This window comes from Steroidobacter sp. (assembly GCF_016790065.1).
Lineage (GTDB): Bacteria > Pseudomonadota > Gammaproteobacteria > Steroidobacterales > Steroidobacteraceae > Steroidobacter.
Genome location: NZ_JAEUPY010000078.1, coordinates 1 through 1974, shown reverse-complemented (window position 1 = coordinate 1974; position 1974 = coordinate 1). Strand labels below are relative to the sequence as shown.

Sequence of the window (1974 nt, the reverse complement as noted above, 5' to 3'; positions counted from 1 at the left end):
GGATCTTCGAGTCCGGCACTGTACAGCCCGCGCGGCCGGTGATATTTGAAACTGCGCCCGATGACGTCGACCCCGTTGGCAATCAACGCCGACGCAAGCGTATCCCCGGGATGACCTTCGAAACATCGGCCGTTGAAGCTGAATCCAAGCGTCCGCGTCCGATCGATGAGCCCGCCGGCGCGCAGCCGGTAGCCATGAGCCGTCATGTCATCTCTCCGCTCGGCGCCACTAGCTGTTGGAACTTGGCGACCGCCGTGATCCGATGCGTCACGGTGTCACGCATCACCTCGAACCACTGACCGCAACCGGCGGAGCAGCACCACTGCTCGCAATGCATTCCCTTGGGGTTGGCTCGCATGAACAGGTAATCGGTCCACTGCACATCGTCGACGCTCTCGGCCGGGCGAATCAGACCCGCCTCGCCGCCATAGACGAGCTCATCTTCGGCACGCAGCTCACGACAATGAGGACATCGAATCAGAATCACGAACGTCCCCTATCAATGAGCAATGCCCGCGGCGGCGCCTTCATCCACCAGCCGGTTGCTTCTGAATCGTTCCAAGCCAAACGGCTGGGCGAGCGCGTGCTGCTTGCCGGTGGCCAACGCGTGCGCCAGTAGCAAACCGCCGGCCGGGATGGCCTTGAAGCCGCCAGTTCCCCAGCCACAATTGATGTAGAGGTTGTCGATAGGGGTGGGGCCCAAGATCGGCGAGCTGTCCGGCACCACATCGACGATGCCGGCCCAATGCCGCATCAGCCGCGCCTGTGCGAACATGGGGAACATCTCCACCACCGCGGTCAGCGTCTTCTCGATGGTCGGGAAGTTGCCGCGCTGGCCGTAGGACTGGTACAGATCGAGCACACTGCCCATCACCAACTCACCTTTCTGCGTCTGATTGACATAGACGCCGGTCGCTGGGGACAGCACCACGTGATCGAGAACGGGTCGCAGCGGCTCGGACACCATCGCCTGTAAACAATGGCTGGTCACCGGCAATCGAAAGCCCGCCATGTTGGCGATGACGCTCGAATGCCCCGCGACCGCGACGCCGACCGTTGCACACTCGATGCGGCCTCGGTTGGTTTGGACGGCTACGATCCGATTGCCGCGTTTCTCGAGGCCCACCACCTCGCAGTGCTGCACGATATCCACACCGCGATCGCTGGCGGCGCGGGCATATCCCCATGCCACCGCATCGTGACGAATCGTGCCACCGCGGCGCTGCAGGAACGCCCCCATGATGGGATGACGAGCGCTGCTGCTCATGTTCAACAGCGGCAACATTTTCTGGACAGCGGCCGCGTCGATGACTTCGCCGTCGACGCCATTGCACGCCATCCAATTGGCCTTGTGATGCGCCGATTCCAGCTGATGCTGATTGTGAATCAACGTCATCCAACCCCGCTGCGACAGCATGATGTTGAAGTCGAACTCGACTGCGAGTGCTTCGTAGAGCCTCAGTGCCAGATCGTACAGCGCAGCACTCTCGGCAAACATGTAGTCGGAGCGAACGTTGGTAGTATTTCTGCCGGTGTTGCCGCCGCCGATCCAACCCTTCTCCAGCACCGCGATGTTGGTGATGCCATGTTCCTTGGCCAAATAGTAGGCAGTGGCGAGACCATGACCGCCGCCGCCAATGATCACTGCATCGTACTGACGCTTGAGCGTGGCATCGCGCCATGCTGTACGCCACCGCGTGTTTCCACGCAGGGCATGACCCATCAAGCTCGCGAACGAATATTTCCGCATCTATCCAAGCACCCGTCACCGGGCGCCAAAGATAGTGGTTGTCCGTCAGGATTACCTTGGGCCCAGGGTACGACTTTCTTGGAGTTCCAGCTGCCGATCAACGCGATCGATGAGTGCGCTTCGCATCAACCGGTCTCATCCCGAAATGGCGACGAAACGCCGTGGCGAACGTCGACGGATGCGAATAGCCGACCGCCTCACTGGCCCGATCCACGCTCCAATGC

4 protein-coding genes are annotated in these 1974 nt (G+C 61.2%); all 4 read right to left on the bottom strand.

Annotation, left to right across the window (positions count from 1 at the left end):
• On the bottom strand, nucleotides 1–206 hold a 206-nt coding region (locus JNL55_RS03235; RefSeq protein WP_293849180.1), incomplete at its 3' end, for a 2Fe-2S iron-sulfur cluster-binding protein.
• Complete coding sequence (locus JNL55_RS03230; protein WP_293849178.1) at nucleotides 203–487, bottom strand: sarcosine oxidase subunit delta; 285 nt, start codon at nucleotides 485–487, stop codon at nucleotides 203–205. The genes JNL55_RS03235 and JNL55_RS03230, both read right to left, overlap by 4 nt.
• Before the next feature lie 12 nt (nucleotides 488–499).
• Nucleotides 500–1750 carry a sarcosine oxidase subunit beta family protein gene (locus JNL55_RS03225; protein WP_293849176.1) on the bottom strand — a complete coding sequence of 417 codons (1251 nt, stop codon included), beginning with the start codon at nucleotides 1748–1750 and terminating at the stop codon, nucleotides 500–502.
• Nucleotides 1751–1847: 97 nt separating this feature from the next.
• Nucleotides 1848–1964 carry a hypothetical protein gene (locus tag JNL55_RS37315; protein ID WP_415922995.1) on the bottom strand — a complete coding sequence of 39 codons (117 nt, stop codon included), beginning with the start codon at nucleotides 1962–1964 and terminating at the stop codon, nucleotides 1848–1850.
• Nucleotides 1965–1974 lie beyond the last annotated feature (10 nt).